Annotated in this window: 30 protein-coding genes and 1 tRNA gene; 15 read left to right on the forward strand and 16 right to left on the reverse strand. The window is 70.2% G+C overall.

Going from position 1 to position 25,055, the window contains the following annotated elements:
* Positions 1-85: 85 nt before the first annotated feature.
* On the forward strand, positions 86-820 hold the full coding sequence (locus ACQUSM_RS08055) for an SDR family NAD(P)-dependent oxidoreductase (RefSeq protein WP_435117528.1): 735 nt from the start codon (positions 86-88) through the stop codon (positions 818-820).
* A 320-nt stretch (positions 821-1,140) separates the two neighbouring features.
* On the opposite strand, the gene ACQUSM_RS08060 is transcribed toward ACQUSM_RS08055, so the two are convergent.
* Genes ACQUSM_RS08060 through ACQUSM_RS08070 form a run of 3 tightly spaced genes read right to left on the reverse strand, consistent with a single transcriptional unit; the run spans position 1,141 to position 4,129 of the window.
* Entirely contained in the window at positions 1,141-2,295 is a 1,155-nt protein-coding gene (locus ACQUSM_RS08060; protein ID WP_435117530.1) for a pyridoxal phosphate-dependent aminotransferase, read from the reverse strand.
* 46 nt (positions 2,296-2,341) lie between these two features.
* Positions 2,342-3,088 (reverse strand): hypothetical protein, encoded by a 747-nt coding sequence (locus ACQUSM_RS08065; RefSeq protein ID WP_435117532.1) that lies wholly within the window; start codon positions 3,086-3,088, stop codon positions 2,342-2,344.
* Between the two features lie 39 nt (positions 3,089-3,127).
* Positions 3,128-4,129, reverse strand: a complete 1,002-nt coding sequence (locus ACQUSM_RS08070; RefSeq protein ID WP_435117534.1) for a glutathione S-transferase family protein — start codon at positions 4,127-4,129, stop codon at positions 3,128-3,130.
* A 108-nt stretch (positions 4,130-4,237) separates the two neighbouring features.
* Here ACQUSM_RS08070 and ACQUSM_RS08075 point away from each other — a divergent pair, with 108 nt between their 5' ends.
* Complete coding sequence (locus ACQUSM_RS08075) at positions 4,238-5,347, forward strand: hypothetical protein (RefSeq protein ID WP_435117536.1); 1,110 nt, start codon at positions 4,238-4,240, stop codon at positions 5,345-5,347.
* Between the two features lie 14 nt (positions 5,348-5,361).
* Here ACQUSM_RS08075 and ACQUSM_RS08080 read toward each other — a convergent pair whose 3' ends face one another.
* The 3 genes from ACQUSM_RS08080 to ACQUSM_RS08090 form a co-directional block, all read right to left on the reverse strand.
* Positions 5,362-6,273: a thiamine-phosphate synthase family protein gene (locus ACQUSM_RS08080; RefSeq protein WP_435117538.1), complete on the reverse strand. Its 912-nt coding sequence runs from the start codon at positions 6,271-6,273 to the stop codon at positions 5,362-5,364.
* Positions 6,270-6,860: a dCTP deaminase gene (gene dcd, locus ACQUSM_RS08085; protein ID WP_435117540.1), complete on the reverse strand. Its 591-nt coding sequence runs from the start codon at positions 6,858-6,860 to the stop codon at positions 6,270-6,272. The genes ACQUSM_RS08080 and dcd overlap by 4 nt, the downstream gene beginning before the upstream one ends.
* A gap of 163 nt (positions 6,861-7,023) precedes the next feature.
* Positions 7,024-7,734, reverse strand: a complete 711-nt coding sequence (locus ACQUSM_RS08090; RefSeq protein WP_435117542.1) for a YIP1 family protein — start codon at positions 7,732-7,734, stop codon at positions 7,024-7,026.
* A gap of 106 nt (positions 7,735-7,840) precedes the next feature.
* Here ACQUSM_RS08090 and pth2 point away from each other — a divergent pair, with 106 nt between their 5' ends.
* Together pth2 and truD are read left to right on the forward strand one after the other, a co-directional pair.
* Complete coding sequence (gene pth2 / locus ACQUSM_RS08095) at positions 7,841-8,179, forward strand: peptidyl-tRNA hydrolase Pth2 (protein ID WP_053947205.1); 339 nt, start codon at positions 7,841-7,843, stop codon at positions 8,177-8,179.
* Between the two features lie 132 nt (positions 8,180-8,311).
* On the forward strand, positions 8,312-9,667 hold the full coding sequence (truD, locus tag ACQUSM_RS08100) for a tRNA pseudouridine(13) synthase TruD (protein ID WP_435117545.1): 1,356 nt from the start codon (positions 8,312-8,314) through the stop codon (positions 9,665-9,667).
* 4 nt (positions 9,668-9,671) lie between these two features.
* Here the strand turns inward: truD and ACQUSM_RS08105 are convergent, their stop codons facing one another.
* Positions 9,672-11,105: a hypothetical protein gene (locus ACQUSM_RS08105; protein WP_435117547.1), complete on the reverse strand. Its 1,434-nt coding sequence runs from the start codon at positions 11,103-11,105 to the stop codon at positions 9,672-9,674.
* Positions 11,106-11,192: 87 nt separating this feature from the next.
* Here ACQUSM_RS08105 and ACQUSM_RS08110 point away from each other — a divergent pair, with 87 nt between their 5' ends.
* From ACQUSM_RS08110 to ACQUSM_RS08135, 6 genes are all read left to right on the forward strand, one after another.
* Positions 11,193-11,945, forward strand: coding sequence for a DUF2103 domain-containing protein (locus ACQUSM_RS08110; RefSeq protein WP_435117549.1), 753 nt, complete (start codon positions 11,193-11,195; stop codon positions 11,943-11,945).
* Positions 11,946-12,001: 56 nt separating this feature from the next.
* The gene (locus ACQUSM_RS08115; protein ID WP_435117551.1) at positions 12,002-12,271 is read left to right on the forward strand and encodes a 50S ribosomal protein L37ae; all 270 of its coding nucleotides are present in this window, start codon (positions 12,002-12,004) and stop codon (positions 12,269-12,271) included.
* A 3-nt stretch (positions 12,272-12,274) separates the two neighbouring features.
* Positions 12,275-12,409, forward strand: coding sequence for a DNA-directed RNA polymerase subunit P (locus ACQUSM_RS08120; RefSeq protein ID WP_049981803.1), 135 nt, complete (start codon positions 12,275-12,277; stop codon positions 12,407-12,409).
* Positions 12,406-12,663: a KEOPS complex subunit Pcc1 gene (locus ACQUSM_RS08125; RefSeq protein WP_435117553.1), complete on the forward strand. Its 258-nt coding sequence runs from the start codon at positions 12,406-12,408 to the stop codon at positions 12,661-12,663. Before ACQUSM_RS08120 ends, ACQUSM_RS08125 begins: the two co-directional genes overlap by 4 nt.
* A gap of 24 nt (positions 12,664-12,687) precedes the next feature.
* On the forward strand, positions 12,688-13,527 hold the full coding sequence (locus tag ACQUSM_RS08130; protein ID WP_435117555.1) for a proline dehydrogenase family protein: 840 nt from the start codon (positions 12,688-12,690) through the stop codon (positions 13,525-13,527).
* 120 nt (positions 13,528-13,647) lie between these two features.
* Complete coding sequence (locus tag ACQUSM_RS08135; RefSeq protein ID WP_435117557.1) at positions 13,648-14,310, forward strand: DUF502 domain-containing protein; 663 nt, start codon at positions 13,648-13,650, stop codon at positions 14,308-14,310.
* A gap of 12 nt (positions 14,311-14,322) precedes the next feature.
* On the opposite strand, the gene ACQUSM_RS08140 is transcribed toward ACQUSM_RS08135, so the two are convergent.
* The gene (locus ACQUSM_RS08140) at positions 14,323-15,024 is read right to left on the reverse strand and encodes a TVP38/TMEM64 family protein (RefSeq protein ID WP_435117559.1); all 702 of its coding nucleotides are present in this window, start codon (positions 15,022-15,024) and stop codon (positions 14,323-14,325) included.
* A 103-nt stretch (positions 15,025-15,127) separates the two neighbouring features.
* On the opposite strand from ACQUSM_RS08140, the gene ACQUSM_RS08145 reads away from it, so the two are divergent.
* A complete protein-coding gene (locus ACQUSM_RS08145; protein WP_435117561.1) occupies positions 15,128-15,859 on the forward strand; it encodes a creatininase family protein in 732 nt (243 codons plus the stop codon).
* On the opposite strand, the gene ACQUSM_RS08150 is transcribed toward ACQUSM_RS08145, so the two are convergent.
* Positions 15,860-16,282 carry a DUF5790 family protein gene (locus tag ACQUSM_RS08150; RefSeq protein ID WP_435117563.1) on the reverse strand — a complete coding sequence of 141 codons (423 nt, stop codon included), beginning with the start codon at positions 16,280-16,282 and terminating at the stop codon, positions 15,860-15,862. It abuts the gene before it with no gap.
* Between the two features lie 142 nt (positions 16,283-16,424).
* Positions 16,425-16,775 carry a dihydroneopterin aldolase family protein gene (locus ACQUSM_RS08155; RefSeq protein ID WP_435117565.1) on the reverse strand — a complete coding sequence of 117 codons (351 nt, stop codon included), beginning with the start codon at positions 16,773-16,775 and terminating at the stop codon, positions 16,425-16,427.
* 72 nt (positions 16,776-16,847) lie between these two features.
* On the opposite strand from ACQUSM_RS08155, the gene ACQUSM_RS08160 reads away from it, so the two are divergent.
* Complete coding sequence (locus ACQUSM_RS08160; RefSeq protein ID WP_435117568.1) at positions 16,848-17,033, forward strand: hypothetical protein; 186 nt, start codon at positions 16,848-16,850, stop codon at positions 17,031-17,033.
* 112 nt (positions 17,034-17,145) lie between these two features.
* Complete coding sequence (azf, locus tag ACQUSM_RS08165; RefSeq protein ID WP_435117570.1) at positions 17,146-17,940, forward strand: NAD-dependent glucose-6-phosphate dehydrogenase Azf; 795 nt, start codon at positions 17,146-17,148, stop codon at positions 17,938-17,940.
* Positions 17,941-17,954: 14 nt separating this feature from the next.
* Here azf and ACQUSM_RS08170 read toward each other — a convergent pair whose 3' ends face one another.
* The gene (locus tag ACQUSM_RS08170; RefSeq protein ID WP_435117572.1) at positions 17,955-18,500 is read right to left on the reverse strand and encodes a type IV pilin; all 546 of its coding nucleotides are present in this window, start codon (positions 18,498-18,500) and stop codon (positions 17,955-17,957) included.
* 104 nt (positions 18,501-18,604) lie between these two features.
* Positions 18,605-19,078, reverse strand: a complete 474-nt coding sequence (locus tag ACQUSM_RS08175) for a redoxin domain-containing protein (RefSeq protein ID WP_435117574.1) — start codon at positions 19,076-19,078, stop codon at positions 18,605-18,607.
* 89 nt (positions 19,079-19,167) lie between these two features.
* Here ACQUSM_RS08175 and ACQUSM_RS08180 point away from each other — a divergent pair, with 89 nt between their 5' ends.
* Positions 19,168-19,980, forward strand: a complete 813-nt coding sequence (locus ACQUSM_RS08180) for an MOSC domain-containing protein (RefSeq protein ID WP_435117576.1) — start codon at positions 19,168-19,170, stop codon at positions 19,978-19,980.
* Here ACQUSM_RS08180 and ACQUSM_RS08185 read toward each other — a convergent pair.
* The 3 genes from ACQUSM_RS08185 to ACQUSM_RS08195 form a co-directional block, all read right to left on the reverse strand.
* Positions 19,977-20,615: a DUF309 domain-containing protein gene (locus ACQUSM_RS08185; protein WP_435117578.1), complete on the reverse strand. Its 639-nt coding sequence runs from the start codon at positions 20,613-20,615 to the stop codon at positions 19,977-19,979. The two genes, ACQUSM_RS08180 and ACQUSM_RS08185, sit on opposite strands and share 4 nt — an antisense overlap.
* Positions 20,612-22,513, reverse strand: a complete 1,902-nt coding sequence (locus ACQUSM_RS08190; RefSeq protein WP_435117580.1) for a flippase activity-associated protein Agl23 — start codon at positions 22,511-22,513, stop codon at positions 20,612-20,614. Before ACQUSM_RS08190 ends, ACQUSM_RS08185 begins: the two co-directional genes overlap by 4 nt.
* Before the next feature lie 71 nt (positions 22,514-22,584).
* The gene (locus ACQUSM_RS08195; protein ID WP_435117582.1) at positions 22,585-24,006 is read right to left on the reverse strand and encodes a single-stranded DNA binding protein; all 1,422 of its coding nucleotides are present in this window, start codon (positions 24,004-24,006) and stop codon (positions 22,585-22,587) included.
* 197 nt (positions 24,007-24,203) lie between these two features.
* Between ACQUSM_RS08195 and ACQUSM_RS08200 the strand changes: the two genes are divergently transcribed.
* Positions 24,204-24,887, forward strand: coding sequence for a hypothetical protein (locus ACQUSM_RS08200; protein WP_435117584.1), 684 nt, complete (start codon positions 24,204-24,206; stop codon positions 24,885-24,887).
* Between the two features lie 54 nt (positions 24,888-24,941).
* Here ACQUSM_RS08200 and ACQUSM_RS08205 read toward each other — a convergent pair.
* Positions 24,942-25,014: transfer RNA gene (locus ACQUSM_RS08205), tRNA-Pro, on the reverse strand.
* Between the last annotated feature and the right edge of the window lie 41 nt (positions 25,015-25,055).

Genomic DNA, 25,055 nt, shown 5'->3' on the forward strand with positions numbered 1-25,055 from the left:
CCGTGGGGACGGGGGTGTGTCCAGTGTAAACGTCGCGGCCGCCGTCGCCGCCACCCCGACAGCCAAGTGCCACAGCGACGGATAGGTGACCGTGCCAGCAGCCATCGTCACCGGCTCGTCCAGAGGAATCGGTCGCGGCGTCGCCGAACGCTACGCCGCCGACGGCTACGACATCGCGGTGAACTACCACACCAACGAGGCGAAAGCCGAGGAGACGGCGGAGCGCGTCAGAGCGGCGGGGCAGGAGGCGATCGTCGTCGGCGCGGACGTGTCGGATCCGGCGGCGGCCGAGCGACTGGTCGAGGAGGCCGTCTCGGCGTTCGGCGGCGTCGATCACGTGGTCAACAACGCCGGGATCGACCAGCACGTGTTCACCGAAGAGCTGTCGCCGGACGATTTCGACCGCGTGATGGACGTGAACGTCAACAGCGCGTTCAACGTCACCAAGGCGGCGCTGCCGTACCTTCGGGAGTCGGAGGACTCGCCGTCGATCGTGAATATCTCGTCCATTCTGGCGTTCACGGGCGCGCCGATCGAGGTGCACTACGCGGCCTCGAAGGGCGCGCTGCTCTCGCTGACGAAGAGCCACGCGCGGGACTTCGCGCCGGAGATCCGGGTGAACGCGGTCGCGCCGGGGCACATCGAGACGGACATGGTGAGCGATCGGACGGAGGAGGAGTTGGCCGAGGAGATCGCGGCGATCCCGGTGGGGCGGATCGGACAGGTGGAAGATATTGCTGACGGGTGTGCTTACTTACGTGATGCCGGGTTCGTGACCGGGGAGACGTTGCACGTTAATGGTGGGGAGTTGATGCGGTAGTTCTCGGTGGATTTTCCGGAGAGAGGGCGCGCTCGGTCCCATAGATTTGGGACGGCGACTGCAGGTTCGGTGATCAGCAACACCGTGAAAGCCCCTGGCCGCTGGACTCGGGCGGCTCGCTGCGCTCCTCGCTTCGCTGCGGTGCTTTCGTCGCCGGCCTTCGTCCAGCGGCCAGCCCCTTTCAGTCCCACCCCGACAGCAACGACCACGAACCTCCTCAGCCGATTCGCTCCCTCACTTCGTTCGGTCGCTCATCCCTCGCGCTCGGGGCGCACACAGAGGTGCGCCCGCTTCGCGCCACCGCACAGCAACCGCAGTCGTCAGTTCTCTCGAACTGCTGCCTCGATCCCGTCCAGCCCTTTCTCCAGCTGGTCCAGCGAGTTCGCGAAGGAGAGCCGGAGCTTCCCCTGCCCGGCCTCGCCGAACCCGTCACCCGGCGCGAGCACCACATCGCGCTCCCGGAGCAGGCGTTTCGCGATGTCGAGGCTGTTCCCCGGGAGGTCCACGTCGAGGAACGCGTAGAACGCGCCGTCGGGCGTCGGCGCCGACACGCCCTCCATCGACTCGATCCGGTCGGCGACGTACTCCCGGCGCTCCGCGAAGGCGTCGTACATCTCCTCGACGGGCTCCTGTGGCCCGGTGAGCGCGGCGATCGCGGCGTGCTGGGCGACCGAGCCCGCGCAGGCGGTCGTGCTCTCGTGGATCTTGGTCACCTCGTCGATCACGTTCTGGGGGCCGCCGAGCCAGCCGACCCGCCAGCCCGTCATCGCGTACGTCTTCGAGCAGGAGCCGACCGTGAGCACGTGCTCGGGGTGGTCCGTCAGCGCGGCGAGGCCGACGGGATCGCGGTCGTAAGTGAGGCCGAGATACACCTCGTCGGCGATCACGTAGGCGTCGTGCTCGGCCGCGGCGTCGACGACCGCGCGCATCTCGTCGGGGTCGTACAGCTGTCCCGTGGGGTTGGCGGGCGAGCACAGGACGACGGCGCCCGTCTCCTCACCCATGCGGTCGATCACGCGCTCGGCGTCGAGCGCGTACCCCGTCTCCTCGGGCATCGGGATCTCGACCGGCACGCCGTCGGCCAGCCGGGCCTGCGTCCAGTAGTTCGGCCACGACGGCGAGGGGATCAACAGCTCCTCGCCCGCGCCGAGCACCGACAGCACCGCGAGATGCAGCGCCTCCATCCCGCCGTTGGTGACGACGAACTGCTCGGGGTCGTACGTCACGTCGTACTCGCGGTCGAGGGTGTCCGAGATGGCCTCCCTGAGTTCGGGCAGGCCGGCGTTGGAGGTGTAATGTGTCTCGCCGGCGCGGGCGGCCTCCGCGGCGGCGTCGACGATGTGCTCGGGCGTGTCGAAGTCCGGCTCCCCGACTTCGAGGCGGACGAGGTCGCGGTCGGCGGCGTTCGCGAGGTCGAACATCACGCGGATCTGCGAGCGCTCGCAGGCGCGAACGCGCTCGGTAGGCGTGGGCATACCCCGAGATGAGGCCGCGGGCCCAAGGTCCTTCCCCTCCCGGCGATCAGGCCACCAGCAGCACGAGCCCGAGCGCGACCACGAACGCGCCGATCGCGAGCCCGACGAGCGAGATGCCCGCCATCCGGCGGAGCGTCCCCGCGGGCGAGCGGTCCGAGACCACCAGCGGATCGACGCCGCCCTCGCTGACGCGGCCGACGACCGTCACCTCGTCACCCGGCGACGCGCGCTGCTCGGTGTACCGCCGCGTGCCGAGCGAGAGCGCGTTCACGACCGGTCCGAGTCCGGGCGGTCGCGCGTGCCAGAACGTCGTCGACGGGAGCGCGTCGGTCCGCTGCTCGAACCGTTCGACACGCTCGGGCGGGGTCTCGTCCGGTCGCACCGTCGCGACGCGCTCGGTGTCGAGCGTCACCGTCCGTGTCGGTTCGGTCACGTCGACGACCGCCGCCGGCGTTCGGAGCCGGAACGGCACCGAGCCCGCACGCTCGTGGATCGTCACGAACCACGGCAGCAGGTACGGGCTGAGCCGACGCTCCTCGACGGCGTAGCGCAGGGCCAGCGAGTCGGTGCCGGAGAACGGGGCCGTGAGGAGTTCTTCGTCGGCGCCGGGTTCGGCCGTTCCCGAGAGCCGGACGAGCGAGCCCGAGTCGATCCCGGCGAGCGAGTCGGCCGCGTCCGCGCGAACCACCGCACTCGCACGCCAGACGTACCGCGCGCTCGCGAGGAGGACGACCGCGCCGGCGAGCAGCATCGCGACGGCGAACAGATCGGAGCCGGAGAGTCCGAGGACCATGTGGCCGGATCGGGCCGGCCACGAGAAGGAACTGGCGGTCTACTCGGTCAGCGCCGCGGGCGGACCGCCGGGGAGCTCGTCGCGACTGTGGGGCTCGGTGAAGTCGATATCCGGGCCGACAGCCACGATCCGCGTGGGGTTGAGGTCGCCGTGACTGACGTAGTAGTGACGAGTGATGTGGTCCATGTTCACCGTCTCCTCGATTCCCGGGGTCTGGTAGAGGTCCTTCGTGTACCCCCAGAGGTTCGGGTACTCGTGAATCGCCCGGCGGTTGCACTTGAAGTGGGTGTGGTAGACGTGGTCGAACCGGACCAGCGTCGCGAACATCGCCACGTCCGCGAGCGTCAGGCGTTCGCCGTCGCCGGCGAGGTAGCGCTGGTCGGCGAGCACGTCCTCCCAGTGGTCGAGCGCGTCGAACAGGTCGTCGACCGCGTCCTCGTAGGCGTCCTGCGTGCCCGCGAAGCCGGCTCGGTAGACGCCGTTGTTGATCGGCTCGTAGATCGCGTCGACGATCTCGTCGATCTCGCCGCGGAGGTCCTCGGGGTACAGGGAGAACTCGTTGCCGTCGAACGCGGTGTCGAGCATCCGCATGATCTCGCTGGACTCGTTGTTGACGATGGTCTCCTCCTGTTTGTCCCACAGCACGGGCACCGTCACCCGGCCCGTGTAGTCGGGGTCGGCGTCGGTGTACACCTCGCGGAGGTACTCGTAGTCGTGGAAGGGGTCCGGGTGCTCCGCGGAGAACTCCCACCCCTCGTCGTAGCGCTCGGGCTGAACGAGCGAGATGGAGATCTCCTCTTCCAGCCCGCGGAGCTGTCGGGTCATCGCCGCGCGGTGGGCCCACGGGCAGGCCCGGCAGATGTAGAGGTGGTAGCGGCCGGACTCGGGCGCGAACTCCGATGATTTCGGTGCCTCGCCCGCGGCGGCGACGCTCCCGTCGAGCCAGTTCCGGAAGCTGCTCTCGCTCCGGTCGAACTCCCCCTCCTCGTTCGTGGATTCGTAGGCGTCGATCCGCCACTCGCCGTCGACGAGCATGTTCATGGGCGAACGGAGGGGAGCGAGCCGGATAAGCCGAGCGCCGGCGGCGGATGTGTCGGCGACAGCTACCCGACGCCAACAGTATTGTCGGTGGCGGCGCAACGCGGGGCCGTGCGTTCACGTCGCCCCATGCTGGCGGCGCTGCTCGTCGTCGCCGCGCTGGCCGCTACTGCGGCAGCCGGGGCGCCGGCGGCCGAGCAGCCGCCGCCCCCGGACCAACTGGTCTCCCCTGACGGAACCGAGAGCTACGTCTGGCCGTACACGAGCCGGAGTCGGTCGGTGGACGGGCGGACGCTCGCACTCAACGTCGTTCTCTTCGGCGAGCCCGACCGCGTCCGGCGGGCGTTCGTCGGGCGGTCTGACGCCAACTGGACGGGGGTCGGAAACGCGAGCGTCGACGTGTCGCCGTGGCGGCCGGCCCACGGCTCGGTACGCTACACCTACGTCAGCGCCGACCGCGCGGGAGGCGGCGAGTGGGTCGCGCCCGCCTACCAGCTCGCAGTCGGGGAGTATTTCGGCGCGCGAACTCACATCCGCGCCTACCCCAGCGCGTCGGGCAACTGGACGGCGCTACAGGCCCACACGGAGTACTGGGACTGGTTCCGGCTCAGACACACCGTCACCGGCGTCGGTCCGGGCGCGGCGTTCGTCGATCGCGACCTCGCGGACGAGCCGTTCGTCGACGGCGTCAGCCGGCAGCGCCACGGCCACGCGGGGGGCGGCAGCGACGGCTCGTGGCTCGCCGTCGAGTTCGCGGCGGCGACGCTGCTCGGCGCGGCCGTCCCGCTGACGACCCGACGGCTGACGCGACGTGACCTCCTGCTCCCGGTCGCGCTCCTCGGGGTCGTCCTCGGCGTCCGCGCGTGGGGGCTGGCCGCCGAGGCAGTCGCCCCGGGCGTGAACCCGAAGCTGTACGTCGCTGTCGGCTACCCCGTCCTCGTCGCCGTTCCGCCGGCAGCCGCGGTCCGGCTGGCACGCGATCGTCCCGCGTTCCGGGCCGCGGTGCTGGCGTTCGGCGGGGTCGCCGTCGCAACGCTGCTCGACCTCACGCTCGTCGGCGTCGAACCGATCCCGGGCCGGATCGTTCGCCACCGGATCGCGCTGGCGCTGACGCTGGGAATCGTCGCCTCGGGCAGCGCCCGCGACGACCGGCGCATCGTCACTGTCGGTGTCGTGGGGTGGCTCGCCGCGCTCGCCGCGCCGCTGTTCGGGATCGTCTGAGAAGCGTCGTCGCGTTACCGCAGCAGCGTCTCTACGACAGCGCGGGCGACCGTCGGCGCGTCGGGGCCGAGCACGTAGGTGATCGCTTCGACGCCGTGGGCGCCGGTCTGGTAGAGCACGAACGGCTCCTCCGTGTCGAAATCGGCCGCCGTAATCGCCGCCTCCACGGCGTCCTCGCCCGCCCCGGGGTCGAACTCGACGGTTCGATAGCCCGCGTCCGTGAACGCCGCGAGGATCTCCTCGTCGTAGGCGACGTTGACCGCGGCGTGGGCGTCGGCGCCGCCGGCCCGAGCCGAGAGCAGGACGCCCGCGACGTGCTCGCTGACGCCGAACTCCGGGTCGCCCGGCACCGTCGCGGCGCCTTTCACGTCGACGACCCGGCCCGGCACCGCGGCCACGTCCTCGATCCCCGTGGGGTCCGGGAGACTCTCCGCGAGGTTCGTGCCGACGTTGGGGATCAGCCCCGCGAAGCCGGAGGCGTTGGTGAGCACCCTCAGCCCCCGGCGGACGGAGGCGAGCACCTGCTCGCTCGTCCGGAGCGCCGAGTCAGCGTCGTGGACCGCGAACGTCGCGTCAGCCTCCGCAAGTTCCGGGACGGCCTCCTCGTGGAGGCGGGCGAGCAGGTCGCCGTCCTCCAGTTCGCGGATCAGCACTTCGGTCTCGACCAGCGCGCCGACGCGGCTGAGCGTCCCGTCGGCCAGCCCCTCCGCGACGCGATCGGCGAGCGCACGCACGCGTTCGTCGCCCTCCACGTCGGGGTGGACGTCGACCTCCCCGTGGGCGTACTTCGAGACGGCCGACTGGCTCACGCCGAGCAGGTCGGCGACCTCCGCCTGCGTCAGCCCGCGGTCCCGGAGCCGCTCGGCCAGCATCGCCCGGTACGTCGGGAGGAAGGCGTCGACGACGACCTCCTCGACGAACTTCATTCCTTCCCCTCCGAGAACTCCGGATCGACGCCGATCCGGGACGCCTGCGGGCCGGACTGGTCCTGGTACTTCGAGTCGCGCTCGACGCCGTACGGGCGATCCGCGGCCGAGGAGAGCTCGGTGAAGATGAGCTGTGAGACGCGCATCCCGGGCGAGAGCGCGACCGGTGCGGTGCCCAGGTTCGAGAGTTCCAGCGTGATCTGCCCGCGGTAGCCGGGGTCGACGATCCCCGCCGTGGCGTGGATCACGACCGCGAGTCGGCCCAGCGAGGAGCGCCCCTGCACGGTGGCGATCAGGTCGTCTGGGATATCCACGCGCTCCTTCGTCGTCCCGAGCACGAAGTCGCCGGGGTGGAGGATGAACTCCTCGCCCTCGGGGACGGTCGTCTCCCGGACGTAGTCGCCCACTTCCTGCTCGCGGTTGGGGTGGATGCAGGAGATGTTGGTGCGCTGGAACTCGAGGAACTCCTCGCCGAGACGGAGGTCGAGGCTGGCCGGCTGCAGTTGGGTGTCGAGGTCGTCGACGGGGTCGACGACGAGGTCGCCCTCCTCCATCCGGCGCAGGATGTCGCGGTCCGAGAGGATCATACCCGAGGGAGAGAGCCGCGGGGGCCTAAACGCCCCGGTCCGCCGAGAGTTGAAAAGGGAGGGCGCGACCAGCCCCCCGTGATCTGAGAGCCGCCCCGGAGCGACGAGCGGGAGCGCAGCGCACCGCTTCGGGAGCCGTGAGCCTGCCTGTTCGCAAGACGGCTCAGCCGAGTTCGAAGAGGAGCCCGACGAGGGTGAGCACAACGACGGCGACGGCCGCCCTCGGCACCGGGAGGTCGTGGCTGTCGGCCAGTCCGTACGCTCGGATCGCGCCGGCCCACAGCGCGACGACGAGCACCGCGAGCAGACTGACCGTCCCGATGCCCGCGATCGCCGACTGGAGCACGGCGAGGGCGTTTTCGGGGTCGTCCGGGACTGACACCGAACGCAGTCGGCGGATCGCGAAGCCGAGGACGACGAGCAGCCGCAGGAGGCTCGGCGCCATCCCCCAGCCCGCGACGGGCAGCGCCTCCCCGACGCTACCCGACCCGCCGGCGACCGAGCCGGCGGCGTGGAGCACGACGGCCTGCCAGAGCCACCAGAGCGGGACGATCACGGCCACCGCGATCGGCAGCCACGAGAGCTCTTGGGCGACCATGGCGCCCAGCTGCCGCTCGACGGTCGGGGGCTCGTCACAGCCGCTCGGCGTCTGCTCGAACGCGGGATCCTCACAGAACGTGTCGCCCGGGTACGCCGGGTTGTCGACGGTCACCGTCGTGTCGAGCGCGGCGGCGAACTGATCGAGGAACACGGCGACCCCGGCGGCGCTCACGACCGCGACGACGGCGACGACGATCGCGGCGTGGGCCAGTTGGGGTGGGCGCTCACCGAAGTACCGATCCGGTCGGAGGAGGGGCGTGCGGGGACCAGCCATCGCTCCACGTTGGTCGCCGAAGCGGCAAATAGCCTGCCGTCAACGGCTAGTGCCGACCCCGCCGCACTCCCGAAGCGCTTTCCCCCGCGCCGCGGGAGAGTCGGGTATGAAGCAGGCGATCGTCGCGCGGACCGACCTCGGGATGGGGACCGGGAAGCTGGCTGCACAGGTCGCACACGCCTCGCTCTCGGCGTACGAGGACGCCGACAGCCGCACCCGGACGGCGTGGAAAGGCGAGGGACAGAAGAAGGTCGTCCTGAAGGGCAGCGGCGAGGACCAGCTGTTCGAGCTGGCCGACCGCGCCGAGCGTGAGGGACTCCCCAACGCGGTCGTCCGGGACGCCGGCCACACCCAGCTCGACCCCGGCACGGCGACGACGGTCGCGATCGGTCCCGGCGAGGACGAGGTGGTCGATCGCGTGACGGGCGACCTCTCGCTCTACTGACCGATCGCCGCAGAACCCGAACCGACGCCGCTTCTCGAACCGTTCCCAGAGTCGGCACGATCTATCCTCGTCGAGGGGGTTCCGAACACGGGACGAACAGCGTTAACCCCCGAGGCGGGGTACTCCCGGGCGATGCGTGAAGCCCATCCCCGCGAGCGGATCGTCGGCGTCGAGTGGTACGTCAGCGACGCCGACGGCGTCGGCGGCCGGCTCCGCGACCGGCCGGAGGAGTTCCGCGTTCGGGAGCTGGAGGCGTTCGACACCGAGCCCGTCGACAGCGGCGCCGACGACTACCCCTACCTCGTGCTCCGGGCGACGCTGTCGGGCTGGGACACCAACGATTTCGCCGGGCGGCTCTCCGACGCGATGGGCGCCTCCCGCGAACGCGTCGACTGGGCGGGCACGAAGGACAAACACGCCGTCACGACCCAGCTGTTCTCGGTGTACGACGCCGACCCGGAGGACCTGCCCGAGGTCCGCGACGCCGAGATCGAGGTCGTCGGCCGCGCCGGTCGACATCTCTCCTACGGCGACCTCGCGGGCAACGCGTTCGAGATCACGGTCCGGGACGCCGCTCGTCCGGAGAACGCGACAGAGATCACCGACCAACTGCGGGCGTTCGCCGGCGGGGACGAGGGGCGGATCGGCGTTCCCAACGCCTTCGGCCACCAGCGGTTCGGCAGCCGCCGGCCCGTCACCCACGAAGTCGGGCTCGCGACCGTCCGCGGGGAGTGGCGCGACGCGGTGCTGGCGTACGTGGGCAACCCCTACGACACCGAACCCGACGACACCCGCGAGGCCCGGGCGTTCGTCGACGAACAGGCCGCGAGCGACGATCCCGACTGGGGCGCCTGCCTCGACCGGATGCCCCGGAAGCTGGGGTACGAGCGGTCAATGCTCCACCGGCTGGAGGAGCGGAACGCCGGCGGCGCCGACGGCGGGGAGCCGGACGACTGGCGCCACGCGCTCGAAGCCGTCCCGTCGAACCTCCAGCGGCTGTTCGTCAACGCCGCCCAGTCGTACGCGTTCAACCGGATCCTGAGCGAGCGTCTCGGCCGTGGGCTCCCGTTCCACGAGCCCGTCGAGGGCGACGTGTGCTGTTTCGCCGACAACGCGGTCGACGCCGTCCGGAAGCCCGACCCCGACCGGCTCCAGCGCGCGACCGGCGACCGCGTCGGCGTGCTCACGCGGCACTGCGAGCGCGGTCGGGCGTTCGTGACCGCCCCCCTCATCGGGACCGAAACCGAGTTCGCCGACGGCGAGCCCGGCGAGATCGAACGCGAGGTGTTCGACGAGCTCGGACTGGCGCCGGAGATGTTCGACCTGCCGGGGAACTTCGAGTCCACGGGCACGCGGCGGGCGATACTGGTCGACACCGAGATGACCGTCGAACGCGATCCACTGACGTTCGAGTTCGCGCTCCCCTCGGGAAGCTACGCGACGGCGGTGCTCCGGGAGTACCTGAAAACCGACCCGACCGATCTGTGAGCGGTCAGGCCTCGGGCGGTGTCGACGCTCGTTCCTCGCCGAGCACCCACCCCGCCAGCAGCAGCGGCGCACCGAGCAGTAACGCGGCGCTGACGGCCGGGAAGCCGAGCAGGATCCCGGGCACGAGCAGTCCGGTCTGTGCGAAGTAGAGCGTCGGCGACGCGATCCAGCCGAGCGCAGCGCCCGCGAGCGCGACGCCCAGCGCCGCGCGAGTTCGGCCCGCCGCAAGGCTGGCGCCGGCGGGGAGCAGCGCGAGCGTCGGCCCCCCGAGCATCAGCGCGAAGCCGAGCCCGTCCCACGCGGTCGCGCCGGGCGGTGTCGGTTCGAACGCCCACGCGGCGAACCTCCACCCCGTCGTTCCCGGGGCGACGGTGCCGGCGAGGACGCCGACGGCGGCACCAGTCCCGAGCGCGCGGACCGCGAGTCGGTTCGGTGAACCGTCGCCGATCATCGACGGTCGAACGAGCCCGACGGCGACGGCCGCGAACGCGGCAGCCGGACCGAGCAGCAGCGGTTCGGCAACGCCGAGGAACGGTGCACCGAGCGTCCCGCCGAGCAACGGCTGGAGAGTGAGGAGCGCGGCGGTCGCGCCGAGGAGTGCGGCGACCCCTCGTCGCCAGCGATCGTCCGGGTCGGGGAAGCTCCCGGCGAGGAGCGCGAACAGTCCGCCGGTCACGAGCGCGTGGACGGCCAGCGCCGGCAGGACGACGACGGCGGCGTTCCGAACGACCACGGGGAGCAGTACTTCTGCGAGACCGAGGAGCGTCGGCAGGTAGCTCGCGTGGCCGGCGACGCCGGTACGGGGCTCGAACGTCACCAGCCCGGTTCGGGGCTCAGTGATCGAGAACACGGTCCCCTCCAGTCCGCTGATCGTCTCTGTTCCGGGCAGCGTGTGCGTCACGTCGAGGAAGCTGTGAACCGACAGCCGATCGACGCCGAGCCCGGCGTAGTTCTCGCCCTGGAGATCCTGCCGGAACTCCGTGACGACCACGGCGCCACCGACCGTCTGCCGGGCGAAATCGGGGTCGCGGAACCGGTAGTACCGGACGTGGTCGACGTCCGGGAACCGCGGGCCGCCGCCGCCACCGACGCGGTCGACGCCGGGTCCGGGGCCTGCTTCGACGAACTCCGTGCCGACCGCCTCGGCTGCGAGCCGGCGGTGGAGGCTGTCGTTCCGCGCGAGCCGTTCGGCGTCGGGACCTTCGAGCGCGAGACCGACACGCCACGTCGCGTTGCCGCTCTCGGCGAGCGTGACGACCGCCGCGCTCCGGGCGACGGTCACGTCGACGCCGGCGTCGGCGGCGGCGCGTTCGTACGCCGGCGCGCAGTTCGTACAGACCGGTTCGGGCGGCGGCGCCGCGATCGCGGGCGCGGCGAGCGTGAGCGTCGCCGAGAGGGCGAGCAGCAGGACGAGCGCGTGGAGGGCACGTCGGGACACGGGGGCGCTTTCGCCGGCAGAGAGTTGAACGTTCCCCCGCGCCGGCCGAAGCACGCCGCTTTTCCCCCACAATCGCCTGCCTCGGGCATGGACTGTCGGCGGTGTGGCACCGAACTCGACCGGCCGGGCGACTACTGTCTGGCCTGCGACACCGCCAACTGCGACGCCGTCGTCGTCGCGTTCGAGCGCGAACGCGCGACGCTCACGTTCCTGCGCGACCCGCCCGAGCACGCCGACGGGGAGGAGCCCGAGATCGTCGGCGAGACGACGATCACGACCGTCCCCGAGGAGGACCCCGAGGCGCGCGTGGTCGAACTCCGCAACTTCGCCGGGAAGGTCGCCGACGAGATCCGGCGCAAGCGCCCCGAGGAGGTGTACGCCGCCGGCGCGCGCGAGCCGCTGCGGGAGTGTCGCGCCCAGCTCCACCACCGCTTCTACCGCGTCCCCGACGACGAGCCCGTCGAGCGGGTGCGGAGCCAGCGCGGCGAGCGGTCGCTGGCGGTGGTCGACACCCCGCCGACGGAGAAGCTCGGCGGCTCCCACTCCACCCTCATCGGCGGCCGCGACGGCCGGGACGTGGTGAACACGGTCGCGTCGCATCCGAACGTGAAGAAGCTCATCCCGGGGCCGATCGAGGCCGGCGGTGGCGGCAGCCGCGGCGGCGTGCGGGCGAAGGCGACGCGGGCGGGCGAGAGCGGCAACGTCCGGCTGCTGATCCGGGACGGCTCCAGCGTGCAGGAGAACCGTGTCGTGACGACGGCGATGGACCGCGAGACCGGCGAGCGCGTCCGGGAGGCGCTCAACGAAGCGTTGGTCGAGGCGGGGTATCAGGACGACTGACGGGGGCGGTGCGACTCGCAGGGTTTTTGTGCGTACTGGGGCTACTCCCGTGCACTATGGCTGAGAACAAGTCCCGGTCCGTCGGCAGCGCCGGTCGCTTCGGTGCGCGCTACGGGCGGGTCTCCCGGCGACGCGTCTCGGAGATCGAGGACGCGATGGAGAACGCCACCGTCGACGGCGACTCCGTCAAACGCATCGGCACCGGCATCTGGAAGAACGAGGAGACGGGCGAGACGTTCACCGGCGGCGCCTACCGCCCGGAGACGCCCGGCGGTCGCTCGGTCCAGCGCTCCATTCGCGCGGCACTCTCCGAAGACAGCGAGTAACGCATGAGCTACAAGTGCTCCCGCTGTAAGCGCGACGTCGAACTCGACGAGTACGGCGGCGTGCGCTGTCCCTACTGTGGCCACCGCGTCCTGCTGAAGGAGCGCGGCGGCGACGTGAAGGAAGTCGACGTGAAGTGACGGCACACACGGCGACGCTCTCCGTCTCCTACGGCTCTCCCGACCGCGCCAGACGCGTCGCCGCCAGTCTCGACCCCGAGGTCGGCGGCGTCGACGACGACCGGGCCAGCGCGCGCGTGGCTCGCGAGGCGAACACCGTCGAAGTGACCGTCGAAGCGGCGGATCTGACCGCGCTCCGGGCCGGCACGACCAGTTGGAGTCGGCTCTTGACCGTCGCGGAGCGGGTGACTGAGTTCAGAGCCCAACGGTTTTAGCCTCTGCACAGCAACTATAGGGGTGTGATACCCCCGATCGCCAGCAACTTCGTCGCGGGTGAGAGCCCGGCGGCCGCACTCGATCACGCCGCGCGCACGAACGACGACGGCGTGAACGTCATTCTGAACCTCCTCGGCGAACACTACGAGGAGCCCGAGAACGCCGCCGCGGACACGAAAGCCTACCGGGCGCTGGTGCGCGACATCGCCGACAGCGACGTCGATGCCTGCATCTCGGTCAAACCCTCACAGCTGGGCATCGACATCGGCGACGGCGTGTTCACGTCGAACTTCCGCTCGATCGTCGAGGCCGCACAGGACGCCGGCGTGTTCGTCTGGTGTGACATGGAGGACGCCGACACGACCGACGTGACGCTGGACGCCTTCGAAGAGCTCGCCCGGGAGTTCGACGGCGGCGTCGGGCAGTGCGTGCAGTCGAACCTCAGACGGACGGCCGACGATCTCGAGCGACTGGCGGACGTGCCCGGCAAGATCCGACTGGTCAAGGGGGCCTACGACGAGCCGGAGTCGATCGCCTACACCGAGAAGTCGGAGGTGAACGAACGCTACCGCGAGGACCTGGAGACGCTGTTCGCGGAGTACGAGGGAGAGGTCGCCGTCGGCAGCCACGACCCGCAGATGATCGACTACGCCCGCGATCTCCGGGAGGAGTACGGCCGGGAGTTCGAGATCCAGATGCTGATGGGGGTCCGCGGCGACGCCCAGCGCGAGCTCGCCGCCGAGGGCGAGGAAGTCTGGCAGTACGCGCCCTACGGCGACAAGTGGCTCTCGTACTTCTACCGCCGTGTGCGCGAGCGCAAGGAGAACGCGCTGTTCGCGCTGCGGGCAATCGTGAGCGGGTAACCGCGTGACGCAATCGTGAGCGGGTGACCGCGTGACGCAATCGTGAGCGGGTAACCGCGAAGCGCGACCCTGAACGGGTAGCGGTACGGCTTTACTTCTCCGGGCGACACGTTCGAGTGAATGACCCGGTGGAAGCGCGACTTCGCCAGCGGCCTGATCGTCGTCCTCCCGGTCGTGGTGTTGTTGTTGGTGCTGCGGTGGCTGATCGGTCACCTGCTCGGCCTGCCGCTGAACGTCCCGCCCGACAGTATCCCGGTGGATCTGGTGCCGCGGCCGATCACCGTCGAGGCGGCGGCGATGGCGATCGAGCTGGGGCTGACGCTCGGGCTGTTCCTCTCGGTCACGCTGGCGGCCGGCTACCTGATGCGCACGCAGATGGGCCGGATCGCCGAGGGGCTGTTCGACGACGTGGTGAACCGCGTCCCCGGCGTTCGCGTGCTGTACAACGCCTCCAAGCTGGCGGTCGAGACCGCCGTCTCGGGCGCGAGCGATCTGCAACAGCCAGTGAAGCTGGAGCCCTGGGACGGAATGCGGATGACCGCGTTCAAAACCGGGCAGACGACCGCCGACGGCCGGGACGTGCTGTTCCTCCCGACGGCGCCGAACATCACCACCGGGTTCGTCGTGGAGGTCGACCCCGACGACTACGAGGAGACCGAGGAGAACGTCGAACAGGCGCTGACTCGCGTGCTCTCCGCGGGGTTCGGGGAGTCGAGCGAGGCCGAGAGCGCGCTGGGCGATATCGGCGCCGGCGACCCGGAGAGGGAGCGGTCCGAACCCTGACGGCGCCGGGGCTCAGAACGGGATCCGTGGTTCGAGTCGTTCGACGAACCGCCGGACACGGTCCTGGTTGTAGTAGCCGAGCAGCGAGAGCGAGATCACCATACCGATCAGCACCGCACCCGAGAGGAACTGTCCGTCCGCCAGTTCGCCGCCGGCGTACACCGTGATGACGTAGGCGGGTAAGCGGCCGACGGCGATGACCGCCATGAACGTTCGCAGACGCCAGGTCGTGAGCCCGCTCAGAAAGCAGATCGCGTCGTCCGGGAGGCCGGGGATGAGGACGAACACGATGAGCCCCGGGATCCCGACCCGCTCGACGAACCCGTCGAACCGCGTGAGGATGTCCTCGTGGAGCGCGCTCTCGACGAACGGACGGCCGTACCGCTTCGCGAGGCTGAACGCGATGGCGCTCCCGATCAGCACGCCGACGAGGCTGTACACGGTCCCGGCGACCGCGCCGAAGAGGTAGCCGGCGACGAGGGCCACGATCTGTCCGGGGATAGGGGCGACGACGACCTGCGTCGCCTGCACGAGCACGAACACGAGCGGAGCGAACACGCCGAACTGGTCGATCCAGAGCCGCAGCGCCTCCGTGTCGAAGACGAACGGCGCGTAGCGCTGCAGCCCGAGATAGAGGGCGACGAACCCGGCGCCGAGGAGGAGGGTCGCGAGGACCACTCGCCAACGGGCTTCCCGTGACGAGAAGAACTTCATGGAGTTCAGTTGACGGTGCGCGGTCTTGAATCTTCTTTCTCGTGACACAGGTTCGCATTGTCGACCCACAGCCTACAAGCGCCGCCCACCCGAGGCACCGCGTATGCGCCTCGCCGACGCCACCTGGACCGACGTTCGCGACGCCGACGCCGATCTCGCCGTGCTCCCGGTCGGCTCGACCGAGGGCCACGGCCCGCACGCCCCGCTGGGTACCGACGCGTTCACCGCCGAAACCGTCGCCGAGGCCGGCGCCGACGCCTACGAGACGGAGACGGACGAGCCCGTCCTCGTCGCGCCGACGGTGCCGGTCGGGATCAGCGAGGAACACCGCGCGTTCGACGGGACGCTCTGGGTGTCGCCGGACACGTTCCGCGCGTACGTCCGCGAGACCGTCGAGAGCCTCGCCGCCGGCGACGGCCCGGACGCGGTCGTGTTGGTCAACGGTCACGGCGGGAACACTGACGCGCTCCGGGAGGTCGCCGCGCGGCTCACCCGGGACGGGGTGGCCCGCGTCGCCCCGTTCACTTGGTTCGAGGCGGTCGGCGAGCACAGCAGCGACATGGGCCACGCCGGCCCGCTGGAGACCGCGTTCCTGCGACACGACCGCCCCGAACTCGTCCACGAGGACCGCATCGACGAGGCCCGCGAGGGCGGAAGCGAGCGCTGGGGCGACTGGGTGTCGGGGGTGAACCTCGCGGTCGACAGCGACGAGTTCAGCGAGAACGGCGTGGTCGGCGATCCGGCGGCGGGCGACGCCGAACGGGGGGCGGAGCTGGAGGAGCTCGCGACGGCGGCGCTGGTCGACCTGCTCGAAGCGGTTCGGGAGCGGTCGTAGCTACTCGTCGTCCTCGTCTTCCTCGTCGCCCGCCTCCGCGGCGTCCTGTAGTTCGGAGCGCAGTTCCGGCAGCGCGCCGGCGAGGTCGCCCACGTCCTCGTGGGCGTCCTGAACATCCTCGATGAGATCCTCCAAGTCGTCGATCTCGTCTTCGAGATCGTCGGCGTCCTCGAACGCGTCGGCGCGCTCGCCCATCACGTACTGCTTCTTCGCCGCCCGGAGGTGGTCGGCGGCGTCGGCGGTGTCCAGCGCGGACTTGAGGCCGTTGAGCACGCCGAGCGCGTTGTCCGCGTCGACCTCCCAGATCGCGTCGGCGGCCGGGAGCGACTCGCGGGCGTCGGCGAGGTGGCGCTCGACCTCGCCGCGCATCTCCTCGGCCGCCTCGCCGAACAGGTCGTCCTCGTCGAACGTGGTCTGACTCATGCGGGTAGTTTGCACACCGGGGCGGTAAAAAGGTCGCCACGGAGCGGAACTGAAACGACGGGAGATATCGGTTCAGAACGCGGTTCAGCCGGATCCCGGCGACCAGTTTCACCGCGCCGTTCCGGCGGTCGGGGCCGCCGTCTCAGTCCTCGATCGAGACCAGCTTCATCCGCGGGTAGCCGTCCTCCATCGCCATCCGGGTCCGAACCTCGGTTCCCTCGTAGTCGATCCGCATCTCGACCTCCATCAGGCTGCCCGTGAGCTCGGCGTACCCCTCGTCGTGGTCGATCGCGTCGGCGACGCGGTCGTCGAGGATCTCGACGGCGACGGAGTCGCAGTAGGGCTGATTCTCGATCGCCTCCTCGATTGCGGTTTCGAGGCTGCGGGTGCTGGCCGGCGAGACGGGCGTGCCGGCGAACTGGTGGTAGAGCGAGCCGAACTTGATGCCGGCCTCGAAGCAGGCCTGCTGGGCGTCGGTGGGCGCGTCGGACATGAGCGGACGTGCGGCCGGCCGGTGGAAAGCGGTGTCGGGAGAGCTTTCCCCGATCGGGCAGTCGTGGCGGGCATGGTCGACCTGCTCGGCGCGGCAGTGCTCACCGCCTTCTTCGCCGTCGCCCTCGGCTACGTCTGGCTCACCCACCTGATCGATACGCGGATCGAGGCCGCGACCGACGAGTACGGCGATCGACTGGACCGGATCGAGGACCGGCTCGACGACCTCGAAACGGCGGTCGACGAGCGCGAGGACTGACGGCGCCTCTCGGGAGGGAGGCCGACCGACCACCGCGGCTGCCCGTCGCCGCGGATACCAACCGACCCCGGACCGCACCGTATTTACCCTCGGTATCCACATATCCACCCGAATGGACGACCCGGTGCTGCTGACGGGTGCCGGCGGCCGCGTGGGGCAGGCGATCCTCTCGCGGCTCGCCGACGAGTACGACTGGCGGCTGCTCGACCGGGAGCCGATCCCCGAAGCGCGACGCCACGGCGTCCCCGAGTCGGCGTCGATCGTCGCCGACGTGACCGACGAGCACGCCGTCGCGGATGCCGTCGCGGGCTGTGGCGCGGTGATCCACCTCGCGGGCGACCCCCGGCCCGACGCGCCGTGGGACTCGGTGCTCGCGAACAACATCGACGGCGCTCAGACCGTGTTCTCCGCGGCCGTCGACGCCGGCGTCAAGAAGGTCGCTTTCGCCTCCTCCAACCACGCCGTCGGCGCCTACGAAACCGACGAGCGCACGCCGGAGCTGTACCGGACCGACCACGAGTACCGCCTCGACGGGACGGAGCTCCCGCGACCGTCGAACCTCTACGGCGTCTCGAAGGCCAGCGGCGAGACGCTCGGCCGTTACTACCACGATCACGCCGACCTCGACGTGGTCTGCGTCCGGATCGGCAACCTCACCGAGGGCCACCCCCCGCGGGAGTACGAACGCGGGCAGGCGATGTGGCTCTCCCACCGCGACTGCGCCCGCCTGTTCCGGCGCTGTCTGGAGGCAGAGTACGGCTACGAGATCGTCTACGGGATCTCGGACAACGACCGGAAGTACTACTCCATCGAGCGCGCGAGGGAGGTGCTGGGGTACGAGCCCGTCGACAACTCCGCCGAGTACACGTTCGAGGGCGAACCGAAAGACGGCGACGGGACCGAATGAGTTCTGAGGTCTCGTTATCTCGCGGTCATCGTTTGCTCGATCACGATCGAGTCCGTCGGCGTGTGGACGACGTGAACCGTTATCGAGTCGCCGCGATCCAGCGGGCATTCGCTCTTGGCGAGCCGGAACGTCGACGTCCCTCCGACTTCCCATACCCCGCCGGCTTCGCCGATCGGTCCGCCAACCGAGTTGTAGGAGTTGTCGAACACGTCGTCGCCGCGGACGTACTCGTCAGTCGGTCGTGGATCACCACCCTCCGCCGGGAGGTTCACTAACCGTCCAGTTTTCCCGCAGGCCTTCCGTGCGTCCACGACGATCTCGAGGTTCGAGACGGCGAGGGAGTCGCCGCCCTCGTGGGTGAGTCGGACGATCCCGCCGTCGTTCCCCTCCTGAGTGACGAGCTCCCCGCTCGATTGAGCGACTGTGGGGGCAGCCTCGTCGACGTCGTCGGCGACCCCAAACACAAACACCGACACCGTCGCGGCGAGGACGACGACGACGGCGACCAGCAGGATCGTCGCGATGACGGACGAAACGCCGCGGGAGCCGGAGCGGACCACGCTACCGGTTTTTAGCGACGAGCGACACTAATGAGTTGTTCATCACTCCCGCATCGAGCGGGCGAAAGCCCCGCTACCGGCCCGAGAGGCCGACAGCCGCGTAGCTACGCGTCCTCGACCGCCGCGAGCAGGTCGTCGTACGGCGGCTCGTTCGTCGGGTCGTCGGCGACCCACGAGTACGTCACCGTCCCGTCGTCGTCCAGCACGAACACCGCGCGGTTCGCGATGCCGTAGAGGCCGAGATCGGGGATGTCCATCTCCAGCCCGTACGCCCGGATCGCCTCGCCGGCCATGTCGCTCACGAGGTCGAACTCGATGCCGTGCTCCTCACGGAACGCCCCCTGGGAGAACGGCGAGTCGGCGCTGACGCCGAACACCGTCGCGCCGGCGGCCTCGAACTCGCCGATGCGCTCCTGTAGCGCGACCATCTCGTTGGTGCAGGGCGGCGTGAACGCGCCGGGGAAGAACGCGAGCACGACCGGCCCGTCGCCGAGGTGGTCGTCGAGGTCGAACGCCTCGTGGTCGCTCGTCCCCTTCGTCGCCGTGAACACTGGTGCCGAATCGCCGGTAGAGACCATGCCGAACGGTACGGACTGCCGACAGTTAAACACGGAGACGAACATGGGCGGGGACGAACATCTATGTCCGCGGGCGGCTACTCTCGGCCGTGTCCAGACTCGAACGCGTCCGGATCTACCCGGTGAAGGGGCTCGACGCCACCGAGGTCGAGTCCAGCGAGGTTCTCGACGGCGGCACGCTCGCGGGCGATCGCGAGTTCGCGCTGTTCGACGCCGATGCCGCGTCCGAGAGCGACCGCATCGACGGCAACCCCCACGACAACGGCGTGTTCAACGCCAAGCACAGCGACCGGTTCCACGAGCTCGACACCGCGTACGACCCCGGAACGACGACGCTGACCGTCGAAACCGCCGACGGGGAGCACCGGGAGTTCGACCTCGACGACGAGCGCGGGGCAGCCGGGGCGTGGTTCGCCGAGTTCTTCGACGCCGATCTCACCCTCCGGCGCGACGCGTCGCGGGGGTTCGTCGACCGGCGGGGGATGGGGCCGTCGGTGATCAGCACCGCCACGCTGGAGGCCGTCGCCTCGTGGTTCGACGACCTGACCGTCGAGGGGGCGCGCCAGCGCTTGCGCGCGAACCTCGAAATCTCGGGCGTGCCGGCGTTCTGGGAGGACCGCTTCGTCGGCGACGACGCCCCCGCGTTCGAGGTCGGCGGCGTCCGGATCGAGGGTGTGACTCCCTGCGCTCGCTGTGTCGTGCCCGAACGCGACCCCGAGACGGGGGAGCCGACCCCCGAGTTCCGGCAGCGGTTCGTCGAGAAGCGCGAGGAGACGTTCCCCGAGTGGGCCGACGAGGCGGCGTTCGACCACTTCTACACGCTGATGCTGATCGCGCGAGTGCCGGAGTCCGACCGCGGACAGCGCCTCGCTGTCGGTGATCCCGTCGAGATCGTCGACTAGAACAGCCCCGAAACGTCGTCCTCCTTCCGGCGCTCTCGCTGGACCATCGACGAGAGCCGTTCGAAAACGATGGATCGCTGACTCGCGTCGGCGTCCGCGTAGTCCCGCACGAACGTCGCGTAGCGCGTGCTCTCCGGCTGATCGCTCTCGCGGGCGTACCGGACGGCGTCGACCACGACCTCGGGGTCGTCGCCGATACCGGTCGCGACGGCGACGGCGACCAGCGCAGCCGCCGAGAGGGGTAGCTCCCCGGGCGTGGGCTGTTCCCCGTCGATAGAGAGACGCGGCGGCGGCGACCGCTCGACGAGCTCTGGATCGGCGCGGAACGCTGCCAGCCAGCGCTCGACCGACGTGAGATCGACGCCAGTGTGATCGCTCGGGTCGTAGTCAGCGAGTTCGGAGTCGGCCTCCTCTGCCGCAGCGAGGGCGGCGGTCCACCTCCCGCGGCGCGCGTCGAGAACGGCCGTCGCGAACGCCGCGAGCCCCGTTCGAAACGAATCGTCGGCGTCGGTCTCGGGAGCCATCGGGGTCTCGCCCGCCCAGATGGCTCGGGCGATGTCGTACTCGCCGACGTTGTGGGCGGCGACGCCGGCACGCAGCGCGTCGGCCGCCGTCGCCGGCGTTTCGTCGGTCACTGTTCCGCCTCCGCCAGCGCCGCCTCGTCGATGTACACGACGACCTCCCGGCCGATCGTCCGGAGGTGGTGCTGGCGGCGCTCGTAGTCGTCGTCGAGCGCCTCATCGACCGTCTCGTCGTGGTCGACGTGGGCGATCACGACCGCCGGACTGTCCGCCTCGATCTGTGACTGGAGCGCGGTCTCGTTGTACGCACACTGCTGATTCACGTCGTCGGCCGCGATGTACCAGTGCAAGGGGAGCGCGTGGCCGAGGTTGAGACACTCCGGCGCCATCCCGCCGCCGGTGCCGGGCTCGACGACCAGCTCCTCGCCGTAAACGAGCATGTCAGTCCCCTCGTGTGTGGGCGCGATCGCGCCGATGTCGTCGAACGTCTCCCGGAACTCCTGCTGGGGCTGGGCGTACTGCACGAGCTCGTTGTCGTCGGCGGTGGGGTTGACGTACGACGCCGAGGCGGCCGGGACGAGCATCGCCCCGGTGACGAGCAGCAGCAGCGCAACCGTCAGCACGGTGCCGACGCGGTCCTCCGCGGCGAGCGACTGCCAGCCCCAGCGGACCACCAGCCCCAGCGCGACGGCGGCCGGGATCACCAGCGGGACGATCGCGTTCACCATGATCCAGCCCGCGCGGATGTCCGTCGCCAGCGGGTAGCCGAGGATGCTGACGAACCCCCAGTAGCCCGTGAACATCACCAGCGAGCGCGGACGGTCGCCCGCGTAGCGCGCGACGACGAACCCCAGCGCCGCGAACGGCACGACGACGATCGCGTAGTTCGCGAGCACCCCGGCCGTGTCCTTCAGGAAGCAGACGTACCCGCCGACGATCGTCTCCTTGCCGCATTTCGGCTCGACGCTCCCGCCGAACCAGTACTCCAGCCCGGGGCGGATGTCACCCCACGTCGCGTCGAGCAGCGCGGGGAAGCGAAGGGGGTCGAACACGGCGTCCCAGAGGCCGACGCCCGCGCCGACGGTTCGCGGGGCGTAGAAGAACAGCGAGATCAGGAGGAACAGCCCGAGACTGCCCAGCAGCGCGCCGCCCCACCGGATCGCACGCCCGTCCGGGCGAACCACGTCGACGAGCATCGTCAGCGAGACCAGCAGCACCAGCGCCGCCACCATCGCGGTCGTGGGCCATCCCGACAGCGCCGCGTAGCCCAGCACCAGCAGCGTGAGCGCCGTCAGGACCGTCCAGACGGCGGCGTCGGTCGAGCGCTCGGGGTCACGCAGTGCGGCGACGTACGGCTCGACGCGGGCGGCGACGGCGCCGATCCCGGAGTCGTAGTTCCGGGGGTGCATCAGCGAGAAGTCGAGCAGGAGCGCGCCCGCGCCGGCCCAGCACATCAGATAGACGAGCGCGTTCTCCTTGGCCGCGAAGCCGAGCGCGCCGAACGCGAAGGCGGGGTAGAGCAGCCGTGGCCGGGCGTCGTCCACCGCGCGGAGGCCGAAGCCGAACGCGACGAACATGAACGCCGCGACCAGCAGCGTGCTCCGGTAGAACCGCGAGTAGTAGAGCAGGATCGGGTTGAACGCGAGCAGGGCGGCGACGATCACCGTCTCCGTGTCGCGCAGGCGCTGGCGGAACAGCAGCGCGGAGAGCGGCAGCAGCGCGCCGACGACGGCGACGAACAGCCGCATCGAGAAGTCGGTCGGGCCGAGCACCGCGAACACCCACGCATCGGCGTACTGTGCGAGCGGCCCGTGGACGATGTAGCGGTAGCTGATCTCACCCGTCTCGAGGTAGTGGAGCGCCCAGTACGCCACGCGTCCCTCGTCGAAGTGAGCGACGCGCTGGCCGAGGAACAGCAGCCGGGCGACCAACCCGGCGGCGACGACGACGAGCACGGCCCGGACGGTGTCGTCGGTCCGGCGGAGGGCGTCGGGGAGCGAGGAACGATCCATCGGTCAGCGAGTGTAACGGGCGAAACCTAAGTGTGTCCTTCCCGGTTCAGGCGGTACAGCCTCGGAGCGGCTCAGAGTAGCTCGTCGGCGTCGATGCGGCCGTCGTGCTCGACGCCGCGGACCGTGACCTCCTCGCCGAGCTGGACGCTCTCGCTCGTCTCGACGCTGCGTGTCTCCTCGCCGTTGTCGACGACGACCGGGCTGCCTGACTGGACCACCGTGCCCGTGAACTCGACTTCCTCGCCGTCCCCCGCGGTGCTCTCGTCGTCGCGGAGTTCGTCCGCCCCGTCGCCGTCCTCGCCGAACGCCGAGAGGCCGCCCTGATCGGCCGCGGGGGGCGTCTTCTCGTCGTCGCCCGCGTCGGCGCCTGCCACGTCGGCCTCGCCGTCGAGGATCGAGACGGTGGACTGCCAGCCGGCGGAGGCTTCGAGCTCGTCCTGCCAGCCGTCCTGAATCTCCACGTCGGTGAACGCGACGCGGTCGGCGAGCGTGATGTCGCGGTCGGCTTTCTCCCCCCAGAGCGCGACCCGGATGTCGCCGGTGTCGTCCCGGACGCGGACGTTCCGGACCTGCCCCTCGGAGCCGTCGTCGCGGTCGAACGTGCGCTTGTCGTCGGTCTCGATCACCGCGCCCGCGATGTCGACGGTGTCGCCCATCTCCACGTCGTCGATCTCCGTCGTCTCGGGGACGTACTCCACGTCCTCGTCGACTTCCTCGATCGTCCCCCGCGATCCGACGTGGAGTTCGAGGTCGCCGTCGTTGTCCCGGACGGAGCCCTCGACGACTTCGACGACTTCGCCGGCCTCGAGCTCGTCGAGCAGCTCGGTCGCGTCGTCCCAGAGCGTCACCCGGATGCGGCCCGTCTCGTCGCCGATGGCAACGTTGCCGACGCGGCCCTCGGAGCCGTCGTCGCGGTCGAACGTCCGGTACTGGTCGTCGACGTCGAGCAGCTTCCCGACCACGGTCACGTCCGAGAGCCCCATCGAGAGGTCCTCGATGGAGTAGCTATCGGTCAGCGACACGTCGATCTCCACGTCGGGCTCGATCTCGGCCTTGTCGGCGGAGACCTCGACGCCGTTGTACCCCTCCTTCGGCCGGCCGGCGATCCGGAGCACGTCGCCCTCCTCCAGCTCGTCGAGCGCGGACTCGGCCATCTCGTCCCACAGCGAGAGCCGGATCCGCCCGGACTCGTCGGCGACCTCGGTGTTGACGACCTGCCCGTCGGGCTGGTCGCCGTCGCGCTCGAACGTGCGCTTCTCGCCGATGGAGACCAGCTTCGCGACGAACTTCACGTCGTCCATGCCGGGCTCGATGTCCGCGACGCTCTCGACCTCGCCGCCCTCGTCCTCGAGCTCGTGGGCGACCAGCATCGCCGCCGTCTCGTCGTCAGCGAGGCCACCCATCTCCTCGACTTTCTCCGCCACCATCTCCTCGAACTCCTCGGCGGAGACGTCCGCGTCGAGTTCCTCGTGGACGTCGTCGATGGCACTCATTCGTAGCGGTGGGTAGCACAGCCGACGGTTAAGCGTTGCCGTTGGGGTGGGAACGCGCCGCTTGCGTGCGGTTTCGTGGATCGGTTCGTGGCGGGCATACACGGGCTGGTTCGCCCTGCTACAAGAGGATCGGGGCGGAGCGAACGGGCGGGACGCCGGCGACAACGCTTTTCGGTGCGCTGGCGCTTGTCGAGGGTATGAGCTACGAGACCACGACCGAGCGGGGGTTCCTGCTGTCGGCCCGCGAGTGGGGCGTCGTCGGCGGCGCGACGGGGCTGATGCTCCTCAACGTGTTGGTGATGTACGTCGCGGCGGCGACGCCGGTCGCACAGGTCAATCGGATCGTGTTCTCGATCCCGATCGTCGGCGCGCTGATCTACGGCGCGCTGATCACGGGCGGGCAGATGGTCGCCGAGCGCGGCTTCGAGAACGACTCGATGGGGCTGGCGATGGCCGGCGTCATCGTGCTCGAACTCGCCTTCGGCGCGTTCGGCGGCGGCGTGCTCTCCTTCCTCTCGGAGGGGGTGCGGATCACCGCGCTGGCGATCACCGGCGTCGTCGTCGTCGCGATGACGGCGCTGATCGGCGCGTACGTCTACCTGCGCTCGGACACGCAGTTCGACCACTACGGCCGCTGGGCGACGTACGCGTTCCTCGGGGGGCTGGGGGCGCTCCTGCTCGCGACGTTCGTCCCCGTCGTCGGCGTCGCCGCGTTCGCACTGATCTTCGCCGGGTTCCTGCTGCGACTGGGCTACGAGATGTGGCAGGTCCGGGAGAGTCGCGGGCGGCCGGCGATGCAGTCCGTGGGGCTGTACGTCGCCGTCGCCGGGGTGTTCGTCCACGTGCTCCAGATCGTGGTGCGGATGCTGGCCGAGCGGTAGCGTCGCCGCCCAACGGCTCGCGTCGCTGCGTTGTTCGTTCACCGCTGCGAAAAGTGGGACCGCCCGGATTCGAACCGGGGTCACGGGCACCCAAGGCCCGAAGTATACCAGGCTAACCCACGGTCCCGTACCCCCAACTCCACGACACTCGCGCTAAAGGGTTTCGGG

Origin of the sequence: Halolamina sp. C58, from assembly GCF_051195095.1 — an archaeon.
Classification (GTDB): domain Archaea; phylum Halobacteriota; class Halobacteria; order Halobacteriales; family Haloferacaceae; genus Halolamina.